Source organism: Streptomyces sp. NPDC027663, assembly GCF_055566415.1.
In genome coordinates this window covers 498,096-524,231 of the sequence record NZ_JBVHSK010000003.1, presented here as the reverse complement: position 1 = coordinate 524,231, position 26,136 = coordinate 498,096, and the positions used below count along the sequence as shown (strand labels likewise).

General features: G+C 74.3%; 20 protein-coding genes and 3 pseudogenes. 11 read left to right on the top strand and 12 right to left on the bottom strand.

The genetic code is table 11. The features are described from left to right. Positions 1 to 165: 165 nt before the first annotated feature. Both ACZ4SF_RS11660 and ACZ4SF_RS11655 read left to right on the top strand, forming a co-directional pair. On the top strand, positions 166 to 1,137 hold the full coding sequence (locus tag ACZ4SF_RS11660; protein ID WP_468381641.1) for a class I SAM-dependent methyltransferase: 972 nt from the start codon (positions 166 to 168) through the stop codon (positions 1,135 to 1,137). Continuing rightward, positions 1,134 to 2,357, top strand: a pseudogene (locus tag ACZ4SF_RS11655) (lysylphosphatidylglycerol synthase transmembrane domain-containing protein); the annotation flags it as partial. The gene ACZ4SF_RS11660 and the pseudogene ACZ4SF_RS11655, both read left to right, overlap by 4 nt. Before the next feature lie 434 nt (positions 2,358 to 2,791). On the opposite strand, the gene ACZ4SF_RS11650 reads toward ACZ4SF_RS11655, so the two are convergent. Continuing rightward, positions 2,792 to 3,568, bottom strand: a complete 777-nt coding sequence (locus tag ACZ4SF_RS11650) for a creatininase family protein (protein ID WP_468381638.1) — start codon at positions 3,566 to 3,568, stop codon at positions 2,792 to 2,794. 38 nt (positions 3,569 to 3,606) lie between these two features. Here ACZ4SF_RS11650 and ribA point away from each other — a divergent pair, with 38 nt between their 5' ends. The 4 genes from ribA to ACZ4SF_RS11630 all read left to right on the top strand — a co-directional run bounded on the left by ribA (position 3,607) and on the right by ACZ4SF_RS11630 (position 7,719). Beyond that, complete coding sequence (ribA, locus tag ACZ4SF_RS11645) at positions 3,607 to 4,278, top strand: GTP cyclohydrolase II (RefSeq protein ID WP_468381635.1); 672 nt, start codon at positions 3,607 to 3,609, stop codon at positions 4,276 to 4,278. Positions 4,279 to 4,368: 90 nt separating this feature from the next. Next, positions 4,369 to 5,514, top strand: a complete 1,146-nt coding sequence (locus tag ACZ4SF_RS11640; RefSeq protein WP_468381632.1) for an NAD(P)/FAD-dependent oxidoreductase — start codon at positions 4,369 to 4,371, stop codon at positions 5,512 to 5,514. After that, positions 5,511 to 6,572 carry a saccharopine dehydrogenase gene (locus ACZ4SF_RS11635; protein ID WP_468381629.1) on the top strand — a complete coding sequence of 354 codons (1,062 nt, stop codon included), beginning with the start codon at positions 5,511 to 5,513 and terminating at the stop codon, positions 6,570 to 6,572. The genes ACZ4SF_RS11640 and ACZ4SF_RS11635 overlap by 4 nt, the downstream gene beginning before the upstream one ends. After that, complete coding sequence (locus tag ACZ4SF_RS11630) at positions 6,565 to 7,719, top strand: saccharopine dehydrogenase family protein (protein ID WP_468381626.1); 1,155 nt, start codon at positions 6,565 to 6,567, stop codon at positions 7,717 to 7,719. The genes ACZ4SF_RS11635 and ACZ4SF_RS11630 overlap by 8 nt, the downstream gene beginning before the upstream one ends. 174 nt (positions 7,720 to 7,893) lie before the next feature. Here the strand turns inward: ACZ4SF_RS11630 and ACZ4SF_RS11625 are convergent, their stop codons facing one another. The 4 genes from ACZ4SF_RS11625 to ACZ4SF_RS11610 all read right to left on the bottom strand — a co-directional run bounded on the left by ACZ4SF_RS11625 (position 7,894) and on the right by ACZ4SF_RS11610 (position 12,389). Next, positions 7,894 to 9,117, bottom strand: a complete 1,224-nt coding sequence (locus ACZ4SF_RS11625) for a serine hydrolase domain-containing protein (RefSeq protein WP_468381623.1) — start codon at positions 9,115 to 9,117, stop codon at positions 7,894 to 7,896. A 64-nt stretch (positions 9,118 to 9,181) separates the two neighbouring features. Then, positions 9,182 to 10,531 carry an MFS transporter gene (locus tag ACZ4SF_RS11620; protein WP_468381620.1) on the bottom strand — a complete coding sequence of 450 codons (1,350 nt, stop codon included), beginning with the start codon at positions 10,529 to 10,531 and terminating at the stop codon, positions 9,182 to 9,184. After that, positions 10,528 to 11,109: a TetR/AcrR family transcriptional regulator gene (locus ACZ4SF_RS11615; protein WP_468381617.1), complete on the bottom strand. Its 582-nt coding sequence runs from the start codon at positions 11,107 to 11,109 to the stop codon at positions 10,528 to 10,530. The genes ACZ4SF_RS11620 and ACZ4SF_RS11615 overlap by 4 nt, the downstream gene beginning before the upstream one ends. 401 nt (positions 11,110 to 11,510) lie before the next feature. After that, positions 11,511 to 12,389: an NAD(P)-dependent oxidoreductase gene (locus ACZ4SF_RS11610; protein ID WP_468381614.1), complete on the bottom strand. Its 879-nt coding sequence runs from the start codon at positions 12,387 to 12,389 to the stop codon at positions 11,511 to 11,513. 101 nt (positions 12,390 to 12,490) lie between these two features. Here ACZ4SF_RS11610 and ACZ4SF_RS11605 point away from each other — a divergent pair, with 101 nt between their 5' ends. Further along, the gene (locus ACZ4SF_RS11605) at positions 12,491 to 13,081 is read left to right on the top strand and encodes a TetR/AcrR family transcriptional regulator (RefSeq protein WP_468381611.1); all 591 of its coding nucleotides are present in this window, start codon (positions 12,491 to 12,493) and stop codon (positions 13,079 to 13,081) included. Here the strand turns inward: ACZ4SF_RS11605 and ACZ4SF_RS11600 are convergent. The 3 genes from ACZ4SF_RS11600 to ACZ4SF_RS11590 form a co-directional block, all read right to left on the bottom strand. Then, positions 13,026 to 14,234 (bottom strand): glycosyltransferase, encoded by a 1,209-nt coding sequence (locus ACZ4SF_RS11600; RefSeq protein ID WP_468381608.1) that lies wholly within the window; start codon positions 14,232 to 14,234, stop codon positions 13,026 to 13,028. The genes ACZ4SF_RS11605 and ACZ4SF_RS11600 overlap by 56 nt on opposite strands. 259 nt (positions 14,235 to 14,493) lie before the next feature. Continuing rightward, positions 14,494 to 15,870, bottom strand: a complete 1,377-nt coding sequence (locus tag ACZ4SF_RS11595) for a nucleotide sugar dehydrogenase (RefSeq protein WP_468381605.1) — start codon at positions 15,868 to 15,870, stop codon at positions 14,494 to 14,496. A 49-nt stretch (positions 15,871 to 15,919) separates the two neighbouring features. Continuing rightward, entirely contained in the window at positions 15,920 to 17,371 is a 1,452-nt protein-coding gene (locus ACZ4SF_RS11590) for a glycosyltransferase (RefSeq protein ID WP_468381602.1), read from the bottom strand. A 119-nt stretch (positions 17,372 to 17,490) separates the two neighbouring features. Between ACZ4SF_RS11590 and wecB the strand changes: the two genes are divergently transcribed. Genes wecB through ACZ4SF_RS11570 form a run of 4 tightly spaced genes read left to right on the top strand, consistent with a single transcriptional unit; the run spans position 17,491 to position 23,207 of the window. Next, positions 17,491 to 18,579: a non-hydrolyzing UDP-N-acetylglucosamine 2-epimerase gene (gene wecB, locus ACZ4SF_RS11585; protein ID WP_468381599.1), complete on the top strand. Its 1,089-nt coding sequence runs from the start codon at positions 17,491 to 17,493 to the stop codon at positions 18,577 to 18,579. After that, on the top strand, positions 18,572 to 19,201 hold the full coding sequence (locus tag ACZ4SF_RS11580; RefSeq protein WP_468381595.1) for a class I SAM-dependent methyltransferase: 630 nt from the start codon (positions 18,572 to 18,574) through the stop codon (positions 19,199 to 19,201). Before wecB ends, ACZ4SF_RS11580 begins: the two co-directional genes overlap by 8 nt. Next, entirely contained in the window at positions 19,201 to 21,018 is a 1,818-nt protein-coding gene (locus tag ACZ4SF_RS11575) for a hypothetical protein (RefSeq protein ID WP_468381593.1), read from the top strand. Before ACZ4SF_RS11580 ends, ACZ4SF_RS11575 begins: the two co-directional genes overlap by 1 nt. Continuing rightward, a complete protein-coding gene (locus ACZ4SF_RS11570; protein ID WP_468381591.1) occupies positions 21,015 to 23,207 on the top strand; it encodes a glycosyltransferase in 2,193 nt (730 codons plus the stop codon). The genes ACZ4SF_RS11575 and ACZ4SF_RS11570 overlap by 4 nt, the downstream gene beginning before the upstream one ends. Before the next feature lie 21 nt (positions 23,208 to 23,228). Here ACZ4SF_RS11570 and ACZ4SF_RS11565 read toward each other — a convergent pair whose 3' ends face one another. The 4 genes and pseudogenes from ACZ4SF_RS11565 to ACZ4SF_RS11550 all read right to left on the bottom strand — a co-directional run. Continuing rightward, on the bottom strand, positions 23,229 to 23,894 hold the full coding sequence (locus ACZ4SF_RS11565) for a TetR/AcrR family transcriptional regulator (RefSeq protein ID WP_468381588.1): 666 nt from the start codon (positions 23,892 to 23,894) through the stop codon (positions 23,229 to 23,231). Between the two features lie 148 nt (positions 23,895 to 24,042). Continuing rightward, positions 24,043 to 25,506, bottom strand: coding sequence for a membrane-associated oxidoreductase (locus tag ACZ4SF_RS11560; protein WP_468381585.1), 1,464 nt, complete (start codon positions 25,504 to 25,506; stop codon positions 24,043 to 24,045). A gap of 188 nt (positions 25,507 to 25,694) precedes the next feature. After that, positions 25,695 to 25,901: pseudogene (locus tag ACZ4SF_RS11555) on the bottom strand (Rid family hydrolase); the annotation flags it as partial. Positions 25,902 to 25,991: 90 nt separating this feature from the next. Beyond that, positions 25,992 to 26,087, bottom strand: a pseudogene (locus ACZ4SF_RS11550) (histidine phosphatase family protein); the annotation flags it as partial. Positions 26,088 to 26,136: the final 49 nt, after the last annotated feature.

The following is a 26,136-nucleotide window of genomic DNA, read 5'->3' as shown; positions in this document are numbered from 1 at the left end:
GGACCTGTTGAAGGGGAGCCGGTGCGGAGGACCGCGAACACGCGGAGCGAGGAGGTGCCGGCTGTGGAAAGCGGTGTGGATTCGGGGGTGCTGGGGGGCGAGTCTGCTGCCGGGGACGCTTCCGGGACGGAGGAGCGGAGTGCTTCCTCGGGGACCGCGGCGGACGTGTCGGCCGGTGCCGGTGCGGGTGCCGATGCCGGTGCTGTCTCCGACGGTACCGCCGCCACGGTCATCGCGGGCGCCGGACCCGTGACCCGTCCCGGTGAGCGGGCGACCGTACGGCTGCGGGACGGGGACTCCGAGGAGCCCCCGCGGTACGCGCCCGAGTGGCTGCAACTGCGCGAGACCGCCGACGCGGCGGCCCGTGCGCAGGACCTGCTCGACCCGCTGCGTATCCGGCTGGCCAACCTGCCGGGCCGGTCCGGCGGACTGGTCGTGCACGACCTGGGCTGCGGCACCGGCTCGATGGGCCGCTGGCTCGCGCCCCGCCTGGACGGCGCCCAGCACTGGATCCTGCACGACCGCGATCCCTACCTGCTGCACTTCGCCGCCGTGGCCTCCCCGCGCTCCGCCGCCGACGGCAGCCGGGTCACGGTCGAGACCCGGCGCGCAGACATCGCCCGGCTCACCCCGGACGCGCTGACCGGAGCCTCGCTGGTGACCGCGTCCGCGCTGCTCGACGTCCTCACCCAGGAGGAGATCGAGAACCTCGCGGACGCCTGTGTGGGCGCCGGCTGCCCGGCCCTGCTCACCCTCTCCGTCGCCGGGCGCGTCGAACTCACCCCGGCGGACCCGCTGGACACCGAGATCGCCGACGCGTTCAACGCCCACCAGCGGCACACCGGACTGCTCGGCCCGGACGCCATCACCGTGGCCTGTGAGGCGTTCGCCGAGCGCGGCGCCACGGTCCACGTGCAACCGAGCCCGTGGCGGCTCGGCCCCGACGAGGCCGCGCTGACCGAGCAGTGGCTGCGCGGCTGGGTGGGCGCGGCCGTCGAGCAACGGCCCGAGCTGGCCGACCGCGCCGAGCGCTACCTCGACGCCCGCCTCGCCGCCTGCGCGGCCGGCACGCTACGGGTCACCCTCCACCACAGCGACCTGCTGGCCCTGCCCCGGCCGACGAACGGCGCGGCATGAGTACGGGGGCTGCGGCGGGAGCCGGCACGAGGGTGGTGCCCGGGACGGGCACCGGCAGACCGGCACGTACGACGCCGACGGACCCGGCACACGCGCGCGTGGCGCCGGGTACCGGCCGGTTGCGCCGGCGCGTGGCGCCGGTCGCGCAGACGGACGTGACCCGCGACGGCGTGACCTCGGCCGGTGTGGCTCGCGACCACGTGGCCCCGGCCGGCGCGACTCGCGACCACGTGTTCTCGGCCGGCGCGACCCGTGACGGCGTGACTCGTGACGGCGTGTCCAGCGATCGTGTCGCGCCCGAGGAGCCGGCACACCCGCACGCGTCCCCGGCCGAAGCACCCGCCGCACCCCCCAGGTCGCCGCACACCACGACCCCCGGCCGGGCCGTCGGCACCGGGCGCCTCAACTCCCGTGCCCTGCGTACCCACTTGGGCACACTCGTCGGTACCGTCATCCTCGTCGCCCTGCTGTGGCGGCTCGGTACCGGTGTGCTGCTGGACGGGCTGCGCCGGATCGACACCGTGACGGTGCTGGCGGCGCTGGGCATCGGCGTGGTCACCACCGTGTTCAGTGCCTGGCGCTGGCAGTTGGTGGCCCGGGGGCTGCGGCTGAGCCTCCCGCTGGGCGCCGCCGTCGCCGACTACTACCGCGCGCTGTTCCTGAACGCGGCCCTGCCCGGCGGGATCCTGGGCGATGTGCACCGGGCGGTCCGGCACGGGCAGAGCGCCGGTGACCTCAGGCGCGGTGTGAAGGCGGTCGTACTGGAGCGGGTCGCGGGGCAGGTCGCGCTGACCGCGGCCGGCGCGGCGGTCTTGCTGACCCTGCCGTCGCCGGTGCGCGCCGACGTCCGCGGCTTCGCACCGCTGGTGGCCCTGGCCGCCGCCGGCGCGCTGGCCGTCGTGGTCGCCGTACGGATGAACCGCCCGCCGGCCCGGCGGGGCGGCGCACTGCGCCAGACCCTCGGCGAGGCCCGCCGGGGCCTGGCCTCCCGGGAGAGCGGACCCGGGGTCGCGGTGTCCTCCGCGATCGTCCTGGCCGGTCATCTGGCCATGTTCGTCGTGGCGGCCCGGATCGCCGGCTCGGCCGCCCCGGTGGCCGTGCTGGTGCCGCTCGCGGTGCTGGCGCTGGTGGCGATGGGCCTGCCGCTGAACGTCGGCGGTTTCGGTCCCCGCGAGGGCGTCACCGCATGGGCGTTCGGCGCGGCGGGGCTCGGCGCGGACACCGGCGTCGCGGTGGCCGTCGTCTACGGCGTGCTGAGCTTCGTGGCGAGTCTGCCCGGGGCCGTCGTCCTCGCCTGGCGCTGGTACGAGGGCCTGCGCACCGGATCCCCCACGCCGGCCACCGGCCCGGTGCCCGCTCCCCGCCCCGCGCCCACCCCCGGCCTGCCGGCCGGTGACTGCCCGTCGGCCGGTGACCGTCTGTCGGCTGGCGACCGTTTGCCGGCCGGCGACCGTCTGTCGGCCGGTGACCGTTTGCCGGCTGAAGGCCTTGCGGTCGGCGAGTATCTGCGGCTTGAGGACTCCGCGGTCGGCGAGTGTCTTCCCGCTGACGACTCCGCCGCAGGCGAGTGCCTCCCCGCCGAGGACTCAGCGGTCGGACTGCGTGTGCCGGCCGGGGCCGCCCCCACGGGCCCCGGCCGCGCACCCGCCCCGGACTACTCGTCCCCGGCGGCCCGGGTGAGCAGTGCGAAATACGGCTCGAAGGATTCCGCGAGGCTCGCCAGCAGTGCCTTTCCCTTTTCCGCCGAACCCAGGGAAGGACGGCCGATGACGCCCGATTCGGTATAGGCGGACATTCCCACGGTGAGCAGCTGGCGGCGGTCGTCGGCGGTGAAATCGGCGGACTCGTTACCAGGGCGGACGAATTCGGGGTGAGCGTGCAGCAGAATCGAGGTCTCGATTTCTCCCGCGTGCATGTCGGTGAGCAGCGAAGTGACCACACCGGCCCGTTCCCGCGCCGTCTCCCAGTCCTCGGCGGCCGGGAACAGCGCCATCCGCTCGCCGCGCGCGGACGCCTCCTGGACGACGTTGCCCAGCACGTAGTTGCCGCCGTGCCCGTTCACCACCACCAGCGCGTCGACGCCCGAGCGGCGCAGGGACGCGGCGATGTCCGAGACCACCGCGTGGAGGGTCACGGAGGAGATGCTGACGGTCCCCGGCCAGGCCACGTGCTCGTGCGAGCAGGAGATCGTCACCGGAGGAAGGAGGTGCACCGGGTACGCGACGGCGATCTCCCGCGCCACGGCACATGCGACCAGCGTGTCGGTCGCCAGCGGAAGGAACGGACCGTGCTGTTCGAAGCTCCCGACGGGAAGGACGGCGACCTGTGCTGAAACGCCCGCCCCCCGCGTCCGTACGTCTTCCGTGGTGTCCGTCGGCACCACGCCGCTCGCCACTCCGTACGCCGCCACCCGCGCGCCCGAACCACTCATCTTTTCACGGCCTTTCGTCTCTGCTTAGGAATCAGATCATGACAGAAAACACCAGCGTCAACATCGGCGTACTCGGCAAGAAGTCCCCGCGGCGTTCGGGCGCGGAACGCGTCGTGAATGCACCGCTCCCCACCGTGTACGGGAAATTCCAGGCGATCGGCTACCTGGACCACGACCGCGGTGATGAGCAAGTGGCCCTGGTGTACGGCGAGATCGGCAACGAGAACGTGCTCGTCCGGCTCCACTCGGAGTGCCTGACCGGGGACGCGTTCGGCTCCCGGCACTGCGAGTGCGGCGACCAGCTGGAGGCCGCCATGCGCGCGGTGGTCACCGAAGGCAGCGGCATCGTCGTCTACTTGAGGGGACACGAGGGCCGTGGCATCGGCCTGCTCGCCAAGCTGCGCGCGATGGCGCTGCAGGCGGAGGGCCTGGACACGGTGGAGGCGAACCTCGCGCTGGGCCTGCCGGTCGACGCCCGCGACTACAAAGTCGCCGCCGAGATCCTGCGCGACCTCGGAGTGCGTTCGGTACGGCTGATGTCCAACAACCCGGCCAAGCGGGAGGCGCTGGTGCGGCACGGCATCGAGGTCGCCGAACAGGTGCCGCTGCTGATCGAGCCGTGCGAGAGCAACATCACCTACCTGCGGACCAAGCGCGAGCGGATGGACCACCACCTGCCGCACCTGGACGCCGTCGCCCACGGCTCCTGACGCCGGCCGGTTCGGCGGGCGGCCGGGTGGACAGGATCAGAGGGCGATCGTGACCGCACGGTGAGACGGTGGAGCGGTGAAGGAGGCGGCGTGAACCTTCGGGCCCGGGTGGTCATCGTCGGCGGCGGGGTGATGGGGACGAGCATCGCCTGGCACCTGGCCCGCGCCGGGGTGCGCGACGTCGTCCTCGCCGAACGGGACGAGCTGGCCGCCGGCTCCACCTCCAAGGCTGCCGGCGGAGTGCGGGCGCAGTTCTCGGACGAGCTGAACATCCAGCTCGGCGCGCGCAGCCTGGAGGCGTTCGACCGGTTCGCGCAGGAGGTCGGGCAGGACATCGGGCTGCACCGGGTCGGCTATCTGTTCCTGCTCTCCACCCCCGAGCAGGTGGCCTCCTTCGAGGCGGGGGTGCGGCTGCAGAACTCCCTCGGGGTGCCCAGCCGCCTGCTCACCCCGCGGGAGGCCCGCCGGCTCTCCCCGCTGATCGGCACCGAAGGCCTGCTGGCCGCCGCCTGGTCGCCCGACGACGGCCACTGCACCCCCGAGGCCGTCGTCCATGGCTACGCGACCGCCGCCCGCGCCCACGGCGCACGCATCCTGCGCCACACCGAGGTCACCGGCATCGAACTGCACGGGGACACGATCACCGCGGTCAGCACGACCCTCGGCCGGATCGAGACGGACACGGTGATCTGCGCGGCCGGCGCCTGGTCGCGGGCGGTCGGCGCCATGGTGGGCGTGGATCTGCCGGTGCAGCCGCTGCGCCGACAGGTCGCGGTCACCGAGCCAGTCCCCGGCCTGCCGCCCGACCTGCCCATGACCATCGACTTCAGCACCAGCCTGTACTTCCACCGCGAGGGCCCCGGACTGCTGCTCGGCATGTCCGATCCGGACGAGAAACCGGGCTTCGCCACCGACACCCACGACCGCTGGATCCCGCGGCTCGCCGAGGCGATGCAGCGGCGCGCGCCCGCCCTGCTGGATCTGCGGCGCACCGGAGGCTGGGCGGGCCTGTACGAGAACACGCCCGATCACAACGCCCTCATCGGTGAGGCGACGACGGTCTCCAGGTTCCTGTACGCGACCGGCTTCTCCGGGCACGGCTTCCTGCAGGGACCGGCCGTCGGCGAGGTCGTCCGCGACCTGTACCTCGGCCGCGTACCCTTCCTGGACATCAGCCCCCTGAGTGCCGGCCGGTTCACGGCCGACGCCCCGCGCCCGGAGGCCAACCTGGTATGAGCGAGCTGCACCTGTGGCTGCGTCACGAGCCCCGTACGACCGAACGGCGCACACCGGTCGTTCCCGCCGACGCCCGCCGCCTGGTCGACAGCGGGGCGCGCCTGACCGTCGAGGAGTCCCCGCAGCGGATCTTCCCGGTGGAGGAGTACGAGGCAGCCGGCTGCCACCGCGCTCCAGCGGGCTCCTGGGTGACGGCACCGCGCACCGCCGTGATCCTGGGTCTGAAGGAGCTGCCCGACGAGCCGGCCGGGCTGGTGCACCGCCACATCTTCTTCGGGCACGCCTACAAGCGGCAGCCGGGCGCCGCGGAGCTGCTGCGCCGGTTCGCGGCCGGCGGCGGCGCGCTGCTGGACCTGGAGTACCTGGTGGACGACGAGGGCCGCAGGCTCGCCGCCTTCGGTTTCTGGGCGGGCTATCTGGGCGCCGCGCTCGCCGTGCTCCAGCACCGGGGCCGGCTGGCGGCACCGCTCACGCCCACGGCCAAGGACGACCTGGACGCCGTACTGCGGCCGGCCGCCGGCGACCAGGCGTTCGCGGCACTGGTGATCGGCGCCCTGGGCCGCAGCGGCCGGGGCGCCTGGAGCGCCTTCGACACGGCGGGCGTCGAGGCGACCCGCTGGGACCTGGCGGAGACCCGCGACCTGGACCGGGGCGCCCTGCTCCGGCACGACGTGATGGTGAACGCGGTCCTCGCCACCAGCCTGGTCCCGCCGTTCCTGCGCGAGGAGGACCTGGACTCCCCGGCCCGCCGGCTGCGCACCCTGTGCGACGTCACGTGTGACGTCGGCTCCCCGTTCAATGTCCTGCCGGTGTACGACCGCACCACCGACTGGACGGAGCCCGTGCGCCGTCTGCGGGGGGAGCCCCCGCTGGATCTGATCGCCATCGACAACCTGCCGTCCCTGCTGCCCCGCGAGTCCAGCGTCGACTTCTCGGCGGCTCTGCTGCCGCAGCTGCTCGCCTTCGGCTCCGGCGGTGCCTGGGGCCGCTGTCTCGACCGGTTCCACCAGGCCTGCCGTGAACTCGGCATCGCAAAGGGGAGTTGTCGTCATGACTGACCGTGTCCCGGCGAGCGGCACCGTCCACTGGGTCGGCGCCGGCCTGTCCACCGGCAGCGGGCTGGCCGACCTGTGCGCCACGGCCGGCCGGGTGCTGCTGTGGCATCGCACCGAGGACCGGGCTGCCGGGGCCCTGGCCGGCCTGGGGCTGACCGGCCGCGCCGAGTCCCGGGCCCTGCGTCCGGGCGCCCTCGCCGCCGCACTCGCGCCCGGCGACGTCGTGGTGTCGATGCTGCCGGCACCGGAGCACGCCGGGCTGCTGGCCGCGTGCGTGCGGGCCGGGGCGCACTTCGCCTGCTCCAGTTATGTGTCGCCGGAAGTGCTGGAGCACGCCGAGGCGGCGCGGGCGGCCGGTCTCGTCGTCCTCACCGAGGCGGGCCTGGACCCGGGCATCGACCACCTGTTCGCGCACAGTCTCATCGGCCGCGCCCGGTCGCGGATCGGCGAACACACGCCGGCCTCCTACCGGCTCACGTCGTACTGCGGCGGCGTCCCGGCCGTGCCGAACGAGTTCCGCTACCGCTTCAGCTGGGCCCCGCTCGGTGTCCTCAACGCCCTGCGCTCGCCCGCGCGTTACCTGGACGACGGCACCGAGACCACTGCGGACCGCCCCTGGGAGGCGACCCGGACGCTCGTCCTGGCCGGTGAGACCTTCGAGGCCTACCCCAACCGGGACAGCATCCCTTTCATCGCCCAGTACGACCTGCCCGCCGCCTGGTCCCCGCGCACCTTCGTCCGGGGGACCCTCCGGCTGGACGGCTGGCTGAAGGCCTGGCAGCCGGTCTTCGAGGAGCTGACGACGGGCGACGACGACAGGATCGCCGCGCTGGCCCGGGAGCTCGCGGCCGCCCACCCGACCACGGAGGCCGACCGCGACCGGGTGGTGCTGTCCGTCTCCCTGGAGGTCGACGCGGGTGAGGGCCGCACCTGGACGGGCGCGTACCTGCTCGACCTGACGGGTGACGCCGAGGAGTCCGCGATGGCCCGCTGCGTCTCGCGCCCGCTCGCCCTGGGCGTCGGCCACATCCTGGACGGCAGCCTGCCGGCGGGCCTGCACCGGGCGGCGGACACCGCCCAGCGGTCGGACCGCTGGCTGGCCGAACTCGCCGGACAAGGGATGGAGTTCACCCTGACCCTCGGCCAGTAGCGGGCCGGACTGGCCGTGCAGGGGATGGAGTTCACCCTGGCCCTGGCCCAGTGGCGGGCCGACTCGCCGTACACGGAATGGAGTTCACCCTGGCCCTCGCCCGGTAGCGGGCGAACTGGTCGGATGAGGAGAAGAGTTCACCTTGTCCCTGGGTCAGTGGCGGGCCGCCCGGGGTCAGTCCGTCAGGGCCGCGTGGACCAGCCGCCGCAGGTCCGGGAAGACCTTCAGCTTCCTGGGGCGGACCTGGCTCATGAACTGCACGGTCAGATCGTGGGCCGGGTCCACCCAGAACGCGGTGGTCGCCACGCCCGTCCAGCCGTACGTGCCGAGACCGGACGGGGCCAGGGTGCGGGCCGGATCGGTGACCACCGAGACGTTGAAGCCGAACCCGAGGCCGTCGTTGCCCGCCTCCTGGTGGACCGGGGCGCCGAAGGAACGGATGGTGGCGCCGCCCGGCAGCTGGTTGCGGGTCATCCCGGCGAGCGTCTGCGGGGACAGCAGCCGTACGCCGTCCAGCTCGCCGCCCCGGCGCAGCATCTCCATGAACCGGTGGAAGTCGTGTGCGCAGGAGACCAGGCCGCCGCTGCCGGACAGGAACCGCGGCCGGCCGTGCACCGGCAGTCCCGGCGCCGGCTCGATCCCGCCCTCGTCCGTCTCGCCGTACATCTCGGCAAGCCGGTCCGCCTGTGCGGGCCCGATGTGGAAGCCGGTGTCGGTCATGCCGAGCGGGCGCAGGACGCGGTCGGCGAAGAACGTGTCCAGCGGCTGCCCGGAGACCACCTCGATCACCCGGCCCAGCACGTTGGAGGCGACCGAGTAGTTCCACTGCGTGCCCGGGTCGAACTGCAGCGGCATCCGTGCGTACACCTCGACGGTCTCGGCGAGTCCGGCGCCCGGCGGCACCGAGTACTCCAGTCCCGACTCGCGGTAGAGGGCATCCACGGGGTGGCGGTGGTAGAAGCCGAAGGTCAGACCCGCGGTGTGGGTGAGCAGATGGCGGATCAGGATCGGGCCGGCGGCCGGGCGGGTGCGCAGGCCGGCGCCCGAACCGCCCTCGTACACGCGGGGGCCGGCGAAGGCCGGCAGGTGCCGGTCGAGGGGGTCGTCCAGGGACAGCAGGCCCTCCTCCACCAGCAGCAGCACCGCGACCGCGGTGACCGGCTTGGTCATCGAGTAGATCCGCCACAGCGTGTCCGGCTCGACCGGCAGTCCGGCCGCGACGTCGCGCAGGCCGTACGTGGTCAGGTGGGCGACCCGGCCGCCACGGGCCACCGCCACCAGGTAGCCGGGCAGGCGCCCCTCGTCGACAAGGCGGGCGAAGTGCCGGTCCAGGCGGTCCAGCGCCGCGCCGTCCAGTCCCGCCTCCGCCGCTTCGACGTCCTGTCGCAGCTGTGCCATCGCTCTTCCTCCGGTCGCGTCGTCCCCGGCGCGGCCCGGCTGTCCGCCCGGCCGCCACCGGCTCTCATCGTCGCGCAGGATCGGCTGCCAGGGCCGGTTCATCGCGAGTGTCCGTGAGCGACACGACGCCGGGCGGCCCCGGCAGTGCCCGGGCCGCGGGCAGGGCGAGCGCGGCCACGCCCGCCAGGCCGAGCAGGGCCGGCCCGGTGCCGGCCCCCAGCAGCCCGGTCGCCGCGGCCACGCCCACGGCGGGGCCGACGTTCAGCGCGGTCTGCTGCAGTCCGCCCGCCACTCCGGCCACCTCCGGCTCCGCCCGCCGCACGATCACCTGGGTGGCCGCCACCATCACCGTGCCGAACCCGGCACCGAGCAACGCGAAGCCGCACGCGAGTCCGGGCAGGGAGGTGGTCCGGGACAACAGCAGGACGCCGAGCGAGAGCGCCGCCGTCGCGCCTGCGGTCGTACGACGTGCACCGCTGCGGCGCAGCAGGGCGGGGCACAGTGCCGCGGACAGCACCATCAGCACGGCGAGCGGCAGACTGCGCAGCGCGCTGTCGAACGGGTCGAGACCGAGGTGGCGTTGCAGGACGTACGTGGCGACGAACAGGGTGCCGAACAGGGACGCGGAGACGGCGACCAGGATGCCGAGCGCCGCCCCGACCGCGCGGGAGCCGATCACCTGGGCCGGCAACAGCGGGCTCGGCGTGCGCCGTTCGTGCCGGACGAGCAGGGCGGCCAGGAGCGTGGCGAGGGCGAGGCCCGCGCCGGAGACGGGCCGGGCCGTGAGCGCGTACACCAGGCAGGCCAGCGTTCCCGCGAGCAGTGCGGACCCGGGCAGGTCCAGCGGCGTCCGGCAGGGCGCCGGGTGCCGGTCGGGGCGCAACAGGGCCGGCAGGCCGAAGACGAGCGCGGGCAGCACGTTGACGAAGAACACCGACCGCCAGCCCAGGCCGGTTACCAGCGCCCCGCCCAGCAGCGGCCCCGCTGCGGCCGCCAGCCCGATCGCGGCGGTCCGCACGGCCAGCGGCGAGGCGAGCCGGTCCGGCGGATACGCGGCCCGTAGCATGCCCAGCGTGGCGGGCTGCAACAGAGCCCCGAACACCCCCTGCACCGCCCGCAGTGCGATCACCCACCCCACTGCGGGCACGAGACCGATACCGACCGAGGCCGCACCGAACCCCAGCATGCCGAGCCCGAACAGCCGCCGCTGCCCGTACCGGTCACCGAGCCGCCCCGCGAACACCAGCAGACTCGCCACCGCGACGAGATAGGCGGTGCTGGTCCACTGCACCTCGGCGAACGTCGCGTGCAACTCCCTTTGCAGGCTGGGCTGCGCGACGGTGAGGACCGTACCGTCCAGGGCGACGACCACCGCCCCCGCCACGCTGCTCGTCAGCGTCCAGCCCCGGTTCACCGGCCGTCCTCCGGGCCGAGGTGCGCGGCCAGCACGGTCTCCAGCAGCGGGCCGAGGTCCTCCTCGCCCATGGCGAGTTGCAGGCTGCGCCAGCGCCACAGCTGGGCGATCCCGTGCAGGGCCGCCCACAGGGCGCCGGCCGTCCGGCGGGCATCGGCACCCGGGCGCGCCTCGGCGACCAGACCGGCGAGCTGCCCGAACAGCGGAAGGCTCGTCCCGCGCAGGCCCAGATGCCCGCTCTCCAGCAGATCGTGACGGAACATCAGCTCATACATACCGGGCTCGTCCAGGGCGAACTCCAGATACGTGCGCGCCAGCGCGGCCACCCGTGCGCGTGGCCCGCCGGCCTCCTTTCCGAGGGCGCCCTGCGCCCGGTCGGCCAGCTCGGCGAAGCCCCGCCGGGCGATGGCCGACAGCAGTTCGAGATGGGTGGGGAAGTAGCGGCGCGGCGCCCCGTGCGAGACGCCCGCGCGCCGGGCGATCTCCCGCAGGGTCAGCGCCTGCAGTCCCTCGGCGGCCAGCAGCTCCACGCCGGCGTCGACCAGACGGTCCCGCAGGCTGATGTCGGACTCGGTCATAGACACTGTCTACCAGCTGTCCGTAGACAGTGTCTACCGCTCCGCCATGTGCGAGGGGCCGCCGGGGGTGAGGGTACAGAGGGGCGCCGAGGAGTGGGGGCCGCGTCTGTTGATCGCCGTGGGTGCGGGGCCGCTGGGCGTGGGGGGTCGGGTGTCGCGGACCGGTGGGCCGTGTCGACCGCACCGCCCTGCGTGGGGGCCGCCGGGTGTGGGGGAGTGGTCGGGTGTCGCGGAGTGGTGGGCCGTGTCTGTCGGTCGCGCCGTGCGTGGCGGGCACCCGGACGGGGGCGACTGCCGGGCCGTCATGGTCCGCGACCGTCGGTCGGTGCTGCGGCCGTACGCCGAGCGGGCGTACGGCGTCCCCGGGTGTCCCGCGGGGCTGGGTCGCGGCGGTCCCCCGGCTACGGGGCCTCGGCGGTCCGTGCCTCGATGGCGCGGAGCACGGCGACCATGTCCTCGCCGCCGTGCCCGTGCGCCACCGTCTCCTCGAACAGCGTGTGGCAGGCGTCGAGGAGCGGCGAGGCGAGGTGGGCCTTGCGGGCCGCCTCGGCGATCAGCCGGTTGTTCTTCAATACGTCCAGCGCCGCCGCCTGCACCGTGAAGTCCCGCTCACGCAGCTTGGGTGCCTTCATCCGGGACACCCCGCTGGCCATCGGGCCCGCATCCAGGACGTCCAGGAACAGCCGGCGGTCCAGGCCCTGCCGCTCGGCGAAGTGGAACGCCTCGGTCAGTCCGGTGACCAGGGTGATCAGGAACAGGTTCACCGACAGTTTCATCAGCAGCGCGCCCGGCGCCGGACCGCACGCGAACGTCTCCCGGCACATCGGGGCGAGCAGTGGCCGTACCGCGGCCACGGCGGGCTCCTCACCGGCCAGCATCGCCACCAGCTGCCCCTGCTCGGCCGGCACCCGGGACCCGGAGACGGGCGCCTCGACGTACCGGCCGCCGGCGGCGCGGACGTCGGTCTCCAGCGCACGGGAGTACTCCGGAGAGGTCGTGCCCATGTGTACGACGGTCCGGCCGGCGACCCGCGCGGCCAGGGCGGGGGTTCCCCGGCCGAGCACCGCATCCAGCGCGGCCTCGTCGGCGAGCATCAGCAGCACCACCTCGGTCCGCGCGAACACCTCTCCGGCGTCCGCGGCCACCTCGGCCCCGGCCTCCCGCAGGGGCTCGGCACGCTCGGGGGTGCGGTTCCAGACCAGCAAGGGGGTGCCGGCGGAGGCCAGGCGCAGGGCCATGGGGCGGCCCATCACCCCGAGTCCGATGAATCCGACGCGCACGGGAGGCCGCCCTTCGCAGCACGGACCGACTATGACAGTGGTCATAGTAGCGGCAGTTATGACGGCGGTCATAGGGTGGGAGAGGAGAACGGAGGTCGACGATGACGCAGGCGCGGCGCGGACCGCGGGAGCGGATGGTCTTCAGCGCGGCCCAGCTCATCCGGCGGGGCGGGGTCACCGCGACCGGCATGCGCGAGGTCGCCGCCCACGCCGGTGCCCCGCGCGGCTCCCTTCAGCACTATTTCCCGGGCGGCAAGGAGCAACTGGTCAACGAGGCCGTCGACTGGGCCGGCCGGTACGCGGGCAAGCGGATCGCACGCTTTTGTGCGGGGCTGGACGAGCCGACCCCGAGCGGTCTGTTCGCGGCGATGGCCGCGCAGTGGACGGACGAGTACGCGGCGGAAGGGTTCGCGGCGGGATGCCCGGTCGCCGCCGCCACGGTGGACGGCGCGTCCTGCGGTGACTCCACGCGGGAGGCGGCGGCCGCCGCGTTCGCCGCCTGGCGGGGCCCGCTCGCCGAGGCCCTCACCGGCCTGGGAGTCCCCGCGGCCCGCGCCGAGTCCCTGGCCACGCTGATGATCAGCACCCTGGAAGGCGCCATCCTGATGGCGCGCGCCGAACGGGACGTGGGGCCCCTCACCACGGTCGTGCGGGAACTCGGGCCCCTGCTCGACGCCGCCGTGCGCCCCTGAAGCCGCTGCCGGTGCCCGACGTGCCGGCCGCTACCGTGACACCGGCCGTCCCCTCCTCGGCCCACGCCTCGAGCTGTGCCACGAAGTCGCCCGCGCGGTGCCGCCAGTCCAGCTCCGACAGGGCGGCCGCGCGCCCCAGCCGTGCGGCGCCGAGCCGCAGCGTGGTGTCGTGGGCGAGCCGGCGGAGCGCCGCGGCCGCTGCCGGCGGATCCTCGTACGGCACCACCAGACCGCATCCGTGCCGCTCGACCAGCGCCGCCGCCGGCGGGACGGGTGTGGTGACGACGGGGACGCCATGGGCCATGTACTCGACGACCTTCGTGGGCCGGGAGTGGCGGTAGTTGGGCCGGTCGTGCAGGAGGGAGAGGCCGGCCAGGGCGCCCGCCAGCCGGGCCAGGGCACGGTCGTTGGGCAGAAAGCCGTACCAGCGCAGGACCCCGTCCCGGTCGGCTGCCGCGAGCACGTCCCGGACGTCGGGATCCGCCGCTCCGATGGCCTCGATGCGGACGGCCGGCGCCAGCAGCCGCGCCGTGGCGATGAGGTCGAGCGCGCCGCGCGCCCGGGACAGCTGGCCCAGGTAGACGACCCGGTCGTTTCCGGGCGGGGGCGGCGGCTGGGCCGGCGCGATGGCGAGGTTGGGGACGACGGGGTGGGTCCTGCGAAAGCGGGCCTGGTAGGCGTCCTCGGCGAGCAGCAGCCGCAGCCGGCGCTCCGCCAGCCGCTCCGCCGCCCGCACCGCCGTGCGCAGCGGCGGGCGCAGCACCCGCGGCACCCAGGCCTTCATGTCCAGTGCCGCCGCCGTGTCCTCGTGGACGTCCCACACGGTCACCGGGACGGGACCGGCCCGGCGCAGCCGGCGCAGCGTGCCGGGGAGGGCCAGCAGCAGCTCCGGATCGTGCAGCAGGATCACGTCCGCGTCCGGGCCGCGCCCGGCCAGCAGCGTCCGGGCCGCGCGCAATGCGGCGACCCGGTGCCGGCCGGCCGCGCGGGGCAGGTCCACGCCCTCGACGCCCGGCCGGGGAGCCGTGTCACGGGCGGTGAACGGGGCCGCGTACACCACCTCGTGGCCGTGCGCGCGCAGCGCGGCGATCTCCCGGTGCAGGATCCGCGCGTCCTCGGGGTGGTGGACGACGGTGACGACGAGTATCCGCATGGCAGTGCCTTTCAACTCACCGCCGGTCAAGGGCGGTTGCCGAAGCGAGAGGGCCGGGGGTGTCGTTCGGATCTGGTCGGATCTGGTCGGATCGGGCCGCGGCGTCCGGTGCGGTGCATGACCGGTGGTGCCGGTGCCGTCGCCGAGGCGGGCGGCGAGGCGGAGGACCTCCCGCGTACCGGGCGTACCCGGGTGTTCCGGCGACGCGGCGAGGTGCCGTGCCGGACGTCGCGGCCCGGGCTGATCCGAGCGACGCCCCCTAGAGGACCTCGACGCCGGGCCGGAAGATCCGTCCGCGGGTGTCGAACAGCAGCCGTGCGGTGTCCGCGAGGGCCGGCAGGTCGTAGGCCGAATGGTCCTGGAGCAGGATCGTCAGGTCGTGCTCGCGCAGTGCGGCCGTGAGGTCGCCGACGCGCGGGACCGGCTGCGCGTCGACCGACCACAGCGGCACGTGCGGATCGTGGAAGGCGATGTCGGCCTCCCGCTCCCGCAGCAGCCGCGCCACCGGCTCCGCGGGAGTCTCCCGCAGGTCGGCGACGTCCGGCTTGTAGGTGACCCCGAGCAGCAGCACCCGGGAGCCGTGCAGCGGGCGACCGGCGGTGTTGAGCAGGTCCTGGGCGCGGCGCACCACGTACTCCGGCATCCGCCGGTTGATCTCCTGGGCCAGCTCGACGAACCGGAACTCGTGGCCCAGGGACGAGCGCACCTTGTACGACAGGTAGTTGGGGTCGATGGGGATGCAGTGGCCGCCCACTCCGGGGCTCGGCCGGAAGGCCTGGAAGCCGAAGGGCTTGGTCGCCGCACAGCGGATCGCGTCCCACACGTCGACGCGCAGTTCGCGGCTGATGACGGCCAGTTCGTTGACCAGGGCGATGTTGACGTGGCGGTAGGTGTTCTCCAGCAGCTTGGCCATCTCGGCCTCGCGGGTGCCCTTGGCCTGGACGACCGTCTCCACCAACTTGCCGTAGAAGGCCACGGCACGCACCGCGCAGGACGGGGTGCAGCCACCGACCACCTTCGGGGTCTCGCGCAGCCCGTGCCGGGTGTTGCCGGGATCGATCCGTTCGGGCGAGAAGGCGAGGGCGAAGTCCGTGCCGGCCCGCAGTCCGGACTCCTCCAGCAGGGGGCGGACGACCTCCTCGGTGGTGCCGGGATACGTGGTGGACTCCAGCACCACCAGCTGTCCGCGGGCCAGCCGGCCGGCCACCGCGCGGGCGGCCGAGACGACGGCACCCAGATCGGGTCCGCCGTCCTCGCTCAGCGGCGTCGGCACACAGATCACGACGGTCTGCGCGCGTGCCAGGCAGGATGCGTCGGCGGTCGCGGTGAAACCGGCGTCGCGCATCCGGCGGACGTCGTCGTCGGACACGTCGTCGACGTGCGAACGGCCGGAGTTGAGCCCTGCGACGACGCGCGGATCGCGGTCCAGGCCCACCACGCGCAGACCGACCGAGGACGCCTCCCGTGCCAGCGGCAGTCCGACGTAACCGAGCCCGATCACGGCGAGTTCGACATCGCCGGCCGGTCCTTCCCGCTCCCCGCCCCCGAGCGGTTCGCTGTCGTCCCCGAGCGGTTCGCTGTCGTCCCCGAGCGGTTCGCTGTCGTCCCCGAGCGGTTGTATCCGTTCGACCTGCATAGGGAATCACCCGGCCTTCACGGCTGGACTGGTGGGGGTGCGCAGGGCCTCAGACGCATCCGAGAGAGCGATACGCCTCGAGGGTCGTCGCGGCGACCCGGTCCCAGGTGCGATCCCGCGCGACTGCCGCGCGAGCGGCGGCTCCCCATTCGAGCCGCCGCTTATGACTGTAAAGCACCATTTCGAGGGCATCTGCCCAGGCAATAGGTGATTTGGGCGGAATTAGCCGTCCGTTAACCTCCGGTTCGACCAGTTCTCTCATTGCGGTGAGATCACTTGCTGCGACAGGCAGTCCGCTCGCCATCGCTTCGACCGGTTTGAGAGGGGTCACCAGATGGCAGACCCGCTCGTCGGTGCGCGGCACCGCGAACACATCCAACACAGCGTGGAAATCCCGCACTTGAGCGTGCGGGACGCGGCCGGTGAACAACGCGGCACCGTCGTCCAGGCCCAGCCGGGCGGCCAGCCGCTGCAGCGCCGCGCGCTCCGGACCGTCGCCCACGATCAGCAGCCGCAGCGGAACTCCGCGCCGCCTCAGCTCGGCACCCGCATGGAGCAACGTACCGATCCCCTCGTGCGGGGTCAGGCTGCCTACCGTGCCCACCACGTAGTCGTCCGGGGCGATACCGAGGCGGGCGCGCACCGGCGCCCCGTCGGGCGGCGGCGCAAGGAACATGGCGTCCACCGCGTTCGGCACGATCAGCACCCGCCCCTCGGGCACCCCGCGCGCCACGATCTCGGCCTTCATCGCCGCACCCAGCGTCAGCACCAGATCGGCCTCCCGCATGCAGTGCGTCTCCAGCTCGCGCCGCATCCGGTAGACGGGGTCGAGCGCACTGCGCGCCGGGTCCTGGGTCAGCCAGGTCTCCTCCAGAAAGCCCCGCACCTCGTAGACCACCGGCAGCCCGTAGGCCTCCCGCAGGGCGAGGGCCACCCGCCCGTTGCCGTGGTCGGTGGCCGCGTGCAGCACGGCCGGCCGCAGCCGCTCCACCAACCGCCCCGCGAGGTCCGCGTTGCGGGCCAGCAGCGCAGCCTGCCCGTACGGCAGCCGGGCCGGCAGCAGCCGGTGCTGCGGCACACCGGCCACCGTCTGTACCGGGGAGGCGTCCAGCACCCCGCGCGTCACCGGGAACCCGACCCGGGTCACGACGTGCGGATCGAGCCCGGCGGCCCGCTGGGCCTCGGCGAGCTTCTGCGTGCGCACGGTGTACCCGGCGTGGGCGAACGGCAGCGAGTTGGTCACCAGATGCAGCACCCGGCCGGGCACGGGCCGCACCGGCCGCCCGGCGGGGGCGACCACCCGGACGGCGGACGGCGCCGCGCCGGGACCCGCGGCACGGGCCCGTGCCGACAGCCACCGCTCCACCGGCCCCACCCGGCCCCGGACCCCCGCCGGCAGCAGTCGTACGCCGAGCAGCACGGCCCGGGCGGGATCCTGGCGCAACTCGCCCCACGCCACGGATGCGGCCAGACTGACAGCGCGGGGGACACGACGGGACATGCCGCCACGGTAGGCCGACAGGGCGCGGAGCGCTTCGGCCGTGAGCACGCGCCGGTGACGGCCCGGCACGGACTTCCCTCTGATCCCCGCTCGTTCGACCGCCGACGGAAGGCGAGGACATGAACGGCCGAGTACTCCATGTGGTCGGCACCCGGCCCAACTTCGTCAAGGCGGCACCGGTCGTCGCCGCGCTCGGAGCGGCCGGCTGCGACCAGGTCCTGGTCCACACCGGCCAGCACTACGACGCCCGGATGTCGGACGTGTTCTTCCGGCAGCTCGGACTGCCCCGGCCGGACACCGACCTGGGTGTCGGCTCCGGCAGCCACGCCCGGCAGACCGCCGACCTGCTGGTGGCCTTGGAGGCCGAGGTGACCGCCCGTGCCCCGGCCCTCGTCATGGTCTACGGCGACGTCAACTCCACGATGGCCGCAGCCCTGGTCGCCGCCAAGCTCGGCGTCCCCGTCGCCCATGTGGAAGCAGGCCTGCGCAGCTTCGACATGGCGATGCCGGAGGAGGTCAACCGGCGCCTGGTCGACCAGCTGGCCGAGCTGCTGTTCGTCACCAGCCCCGAAGCCGTCGGCCACCTCGCCCGCGAGGGCACCGACCCGGCCCGGGTGCACTTCGTCGGCAACCCCATGATCGACACCCTGCGTACCCGTCTGCACCTCCTCGACCCGGCCGCCGCCCGTACCGCGTACGGGCTGCCCGGCCGCTACGGCGTCGTCACCCTGCACCGTCCCGCCAACGTCGACGGCCCCGAGGCCGCCCGCGCCGCCGCCCGCGCGCTCACCGAGGCGGCCCGCCACCTGGACCTCGCCGTCCCGCTGCACCCCCGCGGCCGGGACGCGCTGCACGCGGCCGGCCTGGACGGCGCGCCCGGCGTACATCTGCTCGAACCGCTCGGCTACCTGGAGTTCATGAGCCTGGTGCGCGGCGCGGCCGCCGTGGTCACCGACTCCGGCGGCGTGCAGGAGGAGACCACCGTGCTCGGCGTGCCCTGCCTGACGCTGCGCACCACCACCGAACGCCCGGTCACCGTCACCCACGGCACCAACCGCCTCGTCACCCACACCGAGCTGGTCCCCGCCCTGCGCAAGGCCCTCGACGGCGGACCGGCCACACCCCCGGAGGGACCGCCGCTGTGGGACGGCAAGGCCGGCCCCCGCATCGCCCGGGTGGTCACCCAGTGGCTGGAGCACCATGACTGACGGCACCCTCGACCACTGGGACACCCGCCACCTCGAGCCGGACGAGCCGCCCTCCGGCGGCCACTTCGGCCTCGACCGCGCCGGCGACGAACTCTTCCACGCGATCCGGCTCGGCACCCTGCTCGGCCTCATCGGCGACCTCAGCAGCCCGGCGGCGCCGCTGTTCGTGCTCGACGCGGGCTGCGGAGAGGGCCGCTTCGCGCGCGCCCTGGCCCGCTGCGGCCACCGCGTGGACGCCTTCGACGCCGGCGCGGAAGCCGTCGACCGGGCCCGCGCGGCCGGCGGCGGCCCGCGCTACGCCCAGGCCCGGCTCGACGCCTGGCGCAGCCCGTGGCCGTACGACATCGTCGTCTGCGTCGACGTGCTCTTCCACCTCCTCGACGACACCGAGTGGTCGGCGGCCCTGGACAACCTGGCCTCCCTGGTCCGGCTCACCGGCCGACTGATCGTCACCGACGAGGACACGCCCGTGCCCCGGGCCCGCGGCGACCGCATCCTGCACCGGCCGAGGGCCGCCTACCGCGCCGCACTCGAACCCCTCGGCCTGCGGCACACCGAGTTCCGGCCGTACGGTTTCCGGGAGATCGAGGTCGGCTTCCACGTCTTCACGAGGATCCGCTGATGCGCCTGACCGATCTGCTCCACCCGCACCTGGACGGCGTCACCACGGTCGTCGACGCGGCCGGCCGCGGCCTGCGCCTCGAACCCTGCCTCCACCTCCCCGACGGCGTGGCCCTGCTCGGCGACGACGGCGAACGGGACATCGGCGACGCCGAGCTGGTGCTCCTGTCGTACGGTCCCGACCCCGCCCTGCACGGAACCGAGGGGGACTGTCTCGCGGTGCTGGCACGCATGCACCCCGGCGCCCGCGGCCTGCTCCTCTTCGGTCACCCCGGACCCGAACCGCCCTACCACCGGCTCCTGGACGGCCTGGTGGCCCAGCGCTGCCAGGTGCTGCGGGCCGCCCCGCTCGACTACGTGCACCTGCACGCGGGCGCGGTGTTCGCCCGCCTCGGCACGGACGAACTCCTGCCCCCGCACGACTGGTTCGGGCGGCCCGTGGCGGCGGACGGCTTCGCCACCACCCTGCGCATCGCCGGCGAACACGTCCTCGCCGACCTCGTCTCCCGCTCCCTGCGCGCCCGCCACCTGGATCTGGAGCGCCGCGCCGAGGAGGCGGAACGCGCCCGGGACGCCGTCCGCGAGGACGGGCTCGCCGACCGCCTCGCCGCCGCCGTGCGCGAGAAGGACCAGCTGGCCTCGGCCCTGCGCGGGGCCCGTGAACGCGTCGAGGTGCTGCAGACACGGGTGAGCATGCTGGAGGCCTCGACCTCGCTCCGGGTGGGCAAGGCGCTGGTGTCGGCGGCACGGTCGCCGCGGCGCGGGGCGGTGCGGCTGCCGCGGGAGCTGTACGGGCTGTGGCGGGCGCGAGCCACGAGGCGGCCCGCACCGGCACCCCCGCCGGTCGCCGTCGGTGCCGCGGCCGTGGCCGCCGACGACCGCCTGCACCTGACGCACCGCGCCTTCTCCTGCGCACCACGCGACCGGCTGGTGATCACGGGTGTGCTCACCGACCGCACCGCCGAGGACTTCGCGGCCGACGCCGTCGTGAACCGGCCCCTCCCGCACGACGGCGGCCTGCTCGTGCGCCGCACCGACCCGGACGCCGTCGTGGTGCAGCTCAGCGCCTGCACCCAGGACGGCCCCTGGTCGCTCGCCGGCACCGGCCTGGCCCCGGACCTCGACCGCAGGCTCGCCGAACTCCTCACCGAGGCACGGGCACTGGGCCGGTCGGCCGTCCTGTGGCGGGACGCCCCGGCATCCGCCGCGCCCGGCCTCACCCACCTGGCCTGGGACGCGGTCCTGGACGCCGACACCGGCGTGCGGCTGTCCCGGCTCGATCCGGCCGGGGACGGCAGGGAGCGGCTGCGGGAGGCGTTCCAGTGGGACAGCACCCGGGTGCGGCTCGCGGAACTCGCCCGGCTGGTCGGCGCCCCGGACCCGCTGGACGGACGTCGGGTGGCCGTGCTCGCCGCCCCCCGCGGCCGGCACGACGTGACCCGCCTGGTCGCGCAGGTGCTGGGCCAGCAGCACCGCCCCGCCGAAGTGGTCGTCACCGAACCGGCGGGCCTGGACGAACTCGCCGGCGCGGGCGTCGCCGTCCGCACCGGGCTGCCCGCCGCGGCCTGGGTCGCCGACTGGACCGACCTCACCGAGGAACGCCCGGACACCCTGCTGCTGGACCTGCTGTGCGCCCAGGAGTACTCGGGCGCCGACGCGCTGGGCCACGCGCCCGGAGACGCCGACTACACGTTTGTAACGGCACTGCGGCGGCCCCTGCTGGTCCACCGGTCCCTGCACCTCGCGGGGGCGCCGCCGCAGACCTGGTGCGGCCGGGGGTACCGCCTGTTCGCCGTGCGCGGGAAGGAGCCGTCATGACTCGCGTGGTACGCGCCCTGGTCTACGGCGACGTGGACCTCAACCTCATCGACGGCTCCGCCGTGTGGGCCCAGTCGACCGTGCAGGCGCTGGCACTGGCCGGCTGTGAGACCCGGCTGGTGCTCAAGGCGCCCGTGGAGACCGGGCGGCTGACCGATCCGCTGGCCGGGCTGCCCGGCGTGCGGCTCGTGCGGCCCGCCGAGGAACGGCTGGTCGAGGGGCAGGGAGGCCGTCCCCTGTCACCGGTGCAGGCCTCACGGCTGCTCGCCCGGCTCGACCGGGAGGAATCCTGCGACCTGCTCGTGCTGCGCGGACGCAGGCTCGTCGGCCGGGTCGTCGCCGACGGCCACTTCGACGGGCGGATCTGGGCCTACCTCACCGACATCCCGCAGTCCGCCGCGGCGATGACCGAGCAAGCCCGCGCCGAACTCGCCCGCATCGCCTCCGCCTCCAGGCAACTCCTCTGCCAGACCGAGGAGTTGCGCTGCTTCTTGGAGACATGGGTACCGGAGGCCTGCGGCCGCAGCGTGCTCTGCCCGCCCGCCGTGCCCGAACCCGCCTTCCCGGTACCGGACGACGACCGGCCGCACGACCCGCTGCGGCTCGTCTACACCGGCAAGTTCGCACCGCTGTGGAACACCCTGCCCATGACCCGGCTGCCGGCGCTGCTGGCCGAGCGGGGTGTCCGTGCCGAACTCCACACCGTCGGCGACAAGATCCACGACGACCCCGCGCATCCGGAATTCCAGGACGCGATGTTCCGTGCCCTGCACGGCGGCACCCCCCGCGTGCACCACCACGGCGGACAGCCGCGCGAGGAGGCCATGCGCATCGCCGCCGACTGCGACCTCGGCCTCGGCTGGCGCGACCCCCGGCTCGACGCGAGCCTCGAACTCTCCACCAAGGTCCTGGAGTTCGGGTCACTCGGCCTGCCCGTCGTACTCAACCGCACACCCGCCCACGAGGCGCTGCTGGGCACCGACTACCCCCTCTACGTCCCCGGCCGGGCAGGCCTCGGGGACGCCGCCGAGGCCGTGGCCCGGGCCGCCCGCGACCCCGAGGTCCGCCGGCTCGCGGCGGCCCGCTGCCAGGACGCCGCCCGCCGCCACACCCTCCGGGCCGCCGCCGGCCGCTGGCGCGCCCACCTCGGCCGGGCCTTCCCGCCCGCACCGGCCGCCGTGACCCACCGCACCCGCCCGCTGCGGGTCGGCGTCGCGGGACACGACCTGAAGTTCCTCACCCGGCTCCTCGACCACTTCCGCGCCCTGCCCCGAGTCGACGTCCGGGTCGACGACTGGCCCGCGCTGGCCCGGCACGATCCCGCCGTGAGCCGCGAACTTGCCGACTGGGCCGATGTGATGGTCGTCGAGTGGTGCGGCCCGGCCGCCGTCTGGTACAGCCGCCACAAGCGGCACGGCAGCCGGCTCGTGATCCGGCTGCACCGGTTCGAACTCGACGCCGAATGGCCGCGGCAGGTGGACATCGACGCCGTCGACAAGGTGATCTGCGTGAGCCCCTCCTACGCCCGCCGCACCCTGGAGCACACCGGCTGGCCCGAGGCCAAGGTCGTGGTCGTCCCGAACTGGGTCGACGCCGACCAGCTCGACCGGCCCAAAGCACCCGGCGCCCGGCGCCGGCTCGGCATGATCGGCATCGCGCCCAGCCGCAAGCGCCTCGATCTCGGCCTGGACGTGCTCGAAGCGCTCCGCGCCCGGGACCGGCGCTGGCACCTGTCGGTCAAGTCCCGGCCGCCCTGGGAGTACTGGTGGATCTGGAACAAGCCGGAGGAGCGCGCGCACTACGACGCGATCCTGCGCCGGATCCAGACCTCCCCGCTGCTCGAAGGGGCCGTCGTCTTCGACGGCTTCGGCGCGGACGTGGCGACCTGGCTGCGCCGGATCGGTCACGTCCTGTCCACCAGCGACGACGAGAGCTTCCACCTCGCCCCGGCCGAGGGCATGGCCTCCGGCGCCGTACCGGCGCTGCTGCCGTGGCCCGGCGCCGACGAGATCTACGACCGGCGGTGGATCCACGACAGCCCGCAGGCGATGGCCGAGGCGATCGCCCGGCTCGGCGAGACACAGGAAGCCTGGCGGTCCGCGGCCGAGGCAGCCCGCGCCCAGGTGCGGGAAAGCTACGCGCTGGACCGGGTGGCGGCGGCCTGGACGGAGCTGCTGGTGAGCGGCTGACGCCGGGCGCCGGCCACGGCGTCAGCCGGACGTCCGGTCCGCCGTGAGGTAGGCGATCACCATGTCGCCGAGCAGCGTCCGGTAGTGCTCCCGCTGCGCCGGGTGCGTCAGGTCCCGGCCGAACAGCGCGCCGAAGGTGGGCCGGTTGGCGACCCGGAAGAAGCAGAACGAGCTGATCACGGCGTGCAGGTCGACCGCGTCCACGTCGGCTGTGAACAGCCCGGACTCCCGGCCGGCGGCGAGGACGCGGTGGATCACGTCCAGCGCGGGGGAGCCGATCCCGCCGAGGCTCGCGGATGCCGTGATGTGCCCGGCGCCGTGGATGTTCTCGATGCTGACCAGGCGGATGAAGTCCGGGTGCCGCTCGTGGTGGTCGAAGGTCAGCTCGGCCAGCCGGCGGATCGCCGCGACCGGATCCAGGTGCTCGACGTCCAGCTGCCGCTCGGCCTCCCGGATGGCCTCGTAGGCCCGCTCCAGCACGGCGGTGAACAGCTGCTCCTTGCCGCCGAAGTAGTAGTAGATCATCCGCTTGGTGGTGCGGGTACGGGCCGCGATCTCGTCGACCCGGGCGCCGTCGTAGCCGGACCGGGCGAACTCCTGCGTGGCCGCGTCGAGGATCTCGGCCTTGGTGCGGGCGGCGTCACGCACCCGCCCGCCGGGTCTTGCCGGCTCTTCGACGCTGGTCATCGGTTTCCTTCGGCCGTGGGGCGCCCGGGCGGCGCGCCCGATCCCGTGCCGGTGATTGTAGAAGCAGGGCCGCCGGTTCCCGCGGGGATGTTCGTCACATCCCGGACGGCCGCCACGGCCCCGGGGCGGCCGGGCGCCCGGCACGCGGCTACTGGCGGCTGACCGTGCGGGTGACGCCCGCGATCACCGTGGTGGCCAGGATCCAGCCGGTGAGGACCAGGAGGTGGGCGAGGATCTGGTACCCGCCGCGCGGGGCGAACGCGGAGTCCTGGCCGAAGGAGATCACCGGCAGCAGCAGGTCCAGGGTGTAGAACACCGGATCGAACGGGGGAGCCTCGCCCGGTTTCAGCGGCTGCGGATGGTGCAGCGCGTAGGCGACGGAGCCGAGGGCGAGCAGCGACAGCAGCCATCCGGCCGCCCGCAGCGGACGGAACCCGTAGCCGACGGTGACGTCCTGGACCAGACCCCACAGCCGGCCGTACCAGGGCAGGGTGCGGCGGTGCCGGCGCTGCTTGGCGAGCTGTACCAGCCGGGCGGCGTGGTCGTCGCCGACCCGGCGGTAGGCGGCCGTCAACTGCTCGTAGGCGTGGGGGACATAGCCGTCACGCTCCCGCTCCAGCATGGGCAGGCGGCGCTCGGCCGGCTCGTGCGGGGTGAGCGAGGTGTACGTCAGGTCGCCGAGCAGCACCTGATCGGGCACCGACTCCGGCTCCAGCAGCAGGACGTCGAGCTGGGCGCGGCGCAGATTGAGGGCGCCCTCCATGGGCGGCGCCTTGCGCAGCCACAGCTCGCCGATGGTCGCGCTGCCGGCCCGCAGCACCGAGCGGCCCGGATGCGACAGGAAGGCGTACGAGAGGTCGAGCCGTCCGCCGATACGGGCGCCGCGCAGGCCCACCCAGCCGTGCACCTCGGCGTGCCGGACCAGCATGTCGCCCTCGACGGCGAACGTCTCCGCGTCGAGCGCGGCGTCTCCGGGGTTGCCGAGCCGCGCGTCGTTGAGGTTGAGCGACCCGGCGACGGAGGCGCCGTTCAGCCGTATCCGACCCACCGTGCGCAGCCCCGGTGCCCACAGATCCGCGCCGACCGCGGCCTGGTTGAGCTGGAGCACCGGCTCCTCGGTGTCCGGCGCGACCAGCTCCGCGCCCTCCAGGTACAGGCTGCCGGCGATCCGGGCGCCGCCGAGCCGGACGACACCTGCGCACCGGGCACGGGTCAGGCGCACGAGGCCGTCCACGTGGACGGCGTGGGCGACCAGGCCGGGCAGGACGGACTCGCTCAGGTTGAGTTCCCGCAGCCGGGCGGCGTAGCACCGCGGGGCCTCGTCGAAGTGGCAGTGCCGCAGCCGCACCGGGTGGTCGATCGTCGCGTACTGCAGGTCGAACCGGCCGGTGATCCGGGCGCCCGCCAGACTCAGCGACGGTATCTCGCCGTCCTGCTGCGGTCCGTCGAGCAGCAGGGACCGCAACACCCGGGCCCGCACGGTCCGTTCAGGGCCCCAGTTCCCGCCGTCGGCCGGATCCTCGTCAGGATCCTCCCGGAAGTCCACCGCCTCGCCCCGCGGAAACGCCCGCCACACCCGCTCCTCGGCCGCCGTCAGCTCGTTGATCTCCACCAGCGGGACTCTGACCCGATGCGGACGGCACTGTCAATCGGTGCCGGGGGGCACGGTGACGCAGGGCCAGGGCTCGGCCGGCCGCGTACCGGCCTGCCCGATCCGCATACCTGGGGGTGGGTTCCTCGGGCAGGCCGTGCGCCCGGGCCCGCTCGGGTCCGCGGACGCACGGCGCCGCCGACGGCGGGTCACGCGACGGCGGTCCCCTCCAGCTCGACCAGCAGGCCGGGGATCGCCAGCCGTGTCACGCCGAGCATCGTGCCGGCCGGCGCCACCCCGGCGGCGGCCAACCGACCGGCCAGCACGCCGTAGTGCCGGAAGAGTAGATCGACGTCCGTGGTGTAGACGTTGAGCCGGACGAGGTGCGCCAGGGACATGCCCGCCTCGCCGATCACGCCGGGCGCCCCCCCCCGGCGTAGGTCCGGCCGGTGACGAGCGGGGCGAGCACTTGGCCTGTTCCTCGCCGTTCCCGGTCAGGGCAGGTCGAGTAGGGGGGTGTCGGCCTGTTCCTCGCCGTTCCCGGTCAGGGGCAGGCCGGTCCAGCCGGTGTGCTGTCCCGACCTGTTCCACTCCGTCTCACCTGGGGGTACCTCCCACGCCCTCGAGGCAGTGGGGGAGGACCCGCAGGAG

Excerpts from the sequence above, each read along its gene's own strand:
- ACZ4SF_RS11575 (WP_468381593.1), top strand. The coding sequence starts at position 19,201 with ATGCGCCTGACCGATCTGCTCCACCCGCACCTGGACGGCGTCACCACG.
- ACZ4SF_RS11615 (WP_468381617.1), bottom strand. The coding sequence starts at position 11,109 with ATGACCGAGTCCGACATCAGCCTGCGGGACCGTCTGGTCGACGCCGGC.
- ACZ4SF_RS11650 (WP_468381638.1), bottom strand. The coding sequence starts at position 3,568 with ATGAGTGGTTCGGGCGCGCGGGTGGCGGCGTACGGAGTGGCGAGCGGC.
- ACZ4SF_RS11570 (WP_468381591.1), top strand. The coding sequence starts at position 21,015 with ATGACTCGCGTGGTACGCGCCCTGGTCTACGGCGACGTGGACCTCAAC.
- ACZ4SF_RS11590 (WP_468381602.1), bottom strand. The coding sequence starts at position 17,371 with ATGTCCCGTCGTGTCCCCCGCGCTGTCAGTCTGGCCGCATCCGTGGCG.
- ACZ4SF_RS11580 (WP_468381595.1), top strand. The coding sequence starts at position 18,572 with ATGACTGACGGCACCCTCGACCACTGGGACACCCGCCACCTCGAGCCG.
- ACZ4SF_RS11625 (WP_468381623.1), bottom strand. The coding sequence starts at position 9,117 with ATGGCACAGCTGCGACAGGACGTCGAAGCGGCGGAGGCGGGACTGGAC.
- ACZ4SF_RS11635 (WP_468381629.1), top strand. The coding sequence starts at position 5,511 with ATGAGCGAGCTGCACCTGTGGCTGCGTCACGAGCCCCGTACGACCGAA.
- ACZ4SF_RS11630 (WP_468381626.1), top strand. The coding sequence starts at position 6,565 with ATGACTGACCGTGTCCCGGCGAGCGGCACCGTCCACTGGGTCGGCGCC.
- ACZ4SF_RS11605 (WP_468381611.1), top strand. The coding sequence starts at position 12,491 with ATGACGCAGGCGCGGCGCGGACCGCGGGAGCGGATGGTCTTCAGCGCG.
- ACZ4SF_RS11565 (WP_468381588.1), bottom strand. The coding sequence starts at position 23,894 with ATGACCAGCGTCGAAGAGCCGGCAAGACCCGGCGGGCGGGTGCGTGAC.
- ribA (WP_468381635.1), top strand. The coding sequence starts at position 3,607 with ATGACAGAAAACACCAGCGTCAACATCGGCGTACTCGGCAAGAAGTCC.
- ACZ4SF_RS11595 (WP_468381605.1), bottom strand. The coding sequence starts at position 15,870 with ATGCAGGTCGAACGGATACAACCGCTCGGGGACGACAGCGAACCGCTC.
- wecB (WP_468381599.1), top strand. The coding sequence starts at position 17,491 with ATGAACGGCCGAGTACTCCATGTGGTCGGCACCCGGCCCAACTTCGTC.
- ACZ4SF_RS11600 (WP_468381608.1), bottom strand. The coding sequence starts at position 14,234 with ATGCGGATACTCGTCGTCACCGTCGTCCACCACCCCGAGGACGCGCGG.